General features: G+C 73.9%; 3 protein-coding genes. 1 reads left to right on the top strand and 2 read right to left on the bottom strand.

Features of this window, described 5'->3' with window-relative positions; all coding sequences use genetic code 11:
- Nucleotides 1-510, bottom strand: a 510-nt coding sequence (locus tag H5J33_RS30220) for an alcohol dehydrogenase catalytic domain-containing protein (RefSeq protein WP_181797970.1), incomplete at its 3' end; no start/stop codon positions are given.
- A gap of 256 nt (nt 511-766) precedes the next feature.
- Between H5J33_RS30220 and H5J33_RS30215 the strand changes: the two genes are divergently transcribed.
- Nucleotides 767-1,669, top strand: coding sequence for a helix-turn-helix transcriptional regulator (locus H5J33_RS30215; protein WP_181797969.1), 903 nt, complete (start codon nt 767-769; stop codon nt 1,667-1,669).
- 54 nt (nt 1,670-1,723) lie between these two features.
- Here the strand turns inward: H5J33_RS30215 and H5J33_RS30210 are convergent, their stop codons facing one another.
- Entirely contained in the window at nt 1,724-2,578 is an 855-nt protein-coding gene (locus H5J33_RS30210) for an MBL fold metallo-hydrolase (RefSeq protein WP_181797968.1), read from the bottom strand.
- Nucleotides 2,579-2,729: the final 151 nt, after the last annotated feature.

The following is a 2,729-nucleotide window of genomic DNA, read 5'->3' as shown; positions in this document are numbered from 1 at the left end:
CGTGTCGCCGCGGCCGACGCCGGCGGTGACCGCGCCGTGATGACCGGTGGTCATCACGTCCGACAGCGCCAGCAGCGACGGCAGCAGGGCCGAGTCGGCGGACACCGGCAGCTTGACCAGGGTGCCGGCCGCGTACGGTACGCGTACCGCCTCGCCCTGGCCGCCGTCGACCCCGTCGGCCCCGTACCGGCCGCCGTTGCGGCACGAGAAGTGCAGCCCGCTGGCGCAGTAGTCACACGTGCCGTCGCTGTAGGTGAAGGGGGCGACGACCAGGTCACCCGGCTTCAGCCCGGGCACGTCCGCGCCGGTCTCCTCGACGACGCCGAGGAACTCGTGCCCCATGAGGCGTCCGGTGTCACCGGCGGGCATGGACCGGTACGGCCACAGGTCGCTGCCGCACACACAGGAGGCCACCGTGCGCACGACGGCGTCGGTCGGCTTCACGACCCTCGGATCGGGCCGCTCCTCGACGCGGACGTCTCCGGCTCCGTACATCACTGCTGCACGCATGAGAGAAGGGAACTCCCAACGGTTATACGAGTGCCGCGCACGGCGGCGGACGGACAGGATGGTCGTCGGACGGGACGGCGGCCGGGCGGGGTGGTCGTCGGTGACGACCGGGTGCCGGTGCCCTCCGCGTTCCCGGCTTGTCACCTCTCCACCGTCGCGCCTTGGCGCGCCGACAGGCAGGCCGGGTCGTACGGGGGTAATGACAGGGCCCCCCACCTCGCCGCCGCTCGGCTCACAGCGGTGTGAGACTGAGGCCATGGCATCCGAACACCCCACCGGCAGCAGCGAGGGCGCGGAACTGGGCCGCTTCCTGCGCGCCCGCCGTACCCGGACCAGCCCCCGGCAGGCCGGCCTCACCGTGGGCCCCGGCCTGCGCCGGACCCCGGGGCTGCGGCGCGAGGAACTGGCCACCCTCGCCGGGATCAGCGTCGACTACTACGTACGGCTGGAACGCGGCAAGGAGACCCGGCCCAGCCCCGCCGTCCTCGACGCGCTCGCCCGCGCCCTGCGCCTGGACGACCAGGAACACCAGCACCTGCGGGAGCTCGCCGCCCGGGCCGCCCGATACGCGCCCGAACCACCGCCCGCGCCCAGCCGCACCGTGCGCCCGCACCTGAAGCTGATCCTGGAGTCGCTGCGCCCCTACCCCGCCTACGTCATCAGCCGCAGCATGGACGTACTCGCCTGGAACCCCGGCGGCCTCACCCTGTACGCGGGCCTGGAGGACTGGCCGGCCGGGCACCGCAACCTGGCGCGCTACCTCTTCCTCCACCCCGCGGCCCGCGACCTGTTCACCGACTGGGACCGGCAGGTCACCGGCTGCGTCGCCCGCCTGCGCGCCATCGCAGGCACCGCGCCCGACGCCCCCGACCTGACCAACCTCGTCGGTGAACTCCTCCTCAAGAGCGGTGACTTCGCCCGGCTCTGGGAACGCTACGAGGTCGCCGGCCGCAAGCCCGCGCAGAAGACCTTCCACCATCCCCGCGTCGGAACCCTCACCCTCACCTGCCAGACCATGCACCTGGACGGCACCCCCGGACAGCGCGTCGGCGTCTACACCGCCGAACCCGGCACCCCCGACCACGACGCCCTGCTCCTGCTCGACGCGACCGTGCCCGCGGGCGTCCACGGCGAGCGGCTTCCGCACACGTCGTCCTGACCGGCGCCGCAGGAGCCGTCCCGGACGCGGGCCGAGCGTGGATCGACGCACCGGTCAGTACACCACGGGTGTCGCTCCGGGACCGGCCGGCAGGAGCGCCCGGCCGCCGTGCGGGCAGGGCACGATCCGGTCCGCGAGGCCCAGCCGGCCGGCCTCGGCCAGGAAGGCGGACAGCGGTGAGCGCATCACCGTGTAGTCCTCGTAATGCACCGGCAGGACGGCGCGGGGACGAAGACGCCGGACCAGTTCGGCGCCCTGTGCGCCGTTCATGGTGACCAGGAACCCGCCCGGCAGGCGAGTGCCGCCCAGGTGGAGGACGGCCAGGTCGGCGGCCGGGAAGCGGCGGCCGATCTCCTCCAGGCCGTCGTAGAGGAGCGTGTCACCGGAGATGTACAGCCGCAGCCGTGTCGGTCCGCCCACCGGACCGAACTCGATCATGCTGCCCATCACGGGCGGCAGCAGCCCGCGCAGCACCGGGTGCCCGGCGTGCCGGCCGGGCAGCGCGGTGACCGTTGCCCGTACCCCCGCCCCCTCGAGGGTGAGCGCCTGCCAGGTCCGCAGTCCCGCCGTCCGGCGGAAACCGTGCACCACTTTCAGGCGCCGTGCGGCATGGGGAGTGCTGAGGACCGGGACCGTACGGTCCAGGGACCGGCGGGCCCTGCGGTCCCAGTGATCGCCGTGCAGATGGGAGAGCACGACGCCGTCGAGGCGGGGCAGGTCCTCCGGGGCGAGCGCGGGCTCCGTCAGGCGTCGGCTCAGCAGCCCGTAACCGAGATGGGCGTACTCGCCGCGGTGCAGGAAGTTCGGGTCGGTCAGCAGGGTCAGCGGGCCGTACCGCAGCAGCACCGTGGCATTGCCGATGAACCGCAGGTCGAGCGCGTCGTCGGTGAGTCCGTCCGTGGTGGCCATGGTCTCATCGGCTCCTTCCGCCCGAGCCGCCGGGAGCAGACCCCGGCCGCCCCGCTCGCTCAGTGTCCGTACGCCTCGTGGCGGGGGAGCGGCCCCGCACCGGCCCGCCGGCCTGGCCGTCCTCCACCTGGGCGGCACTCGCCTGCCGGGC

The sequence above is a fragment of the Streptomyces sp. WELS2 genome, from assembly GCF_013870595.1.
Taxonomy (GTDB): domain Bacteria; phylum Actinomycetota; class Actinomycetes; order Streptomycetales; family Streptomycetaceae; genus Streptomyces.
This window is presented reverse-complemented; position numbering and strand designations above follow the sequence as displayed.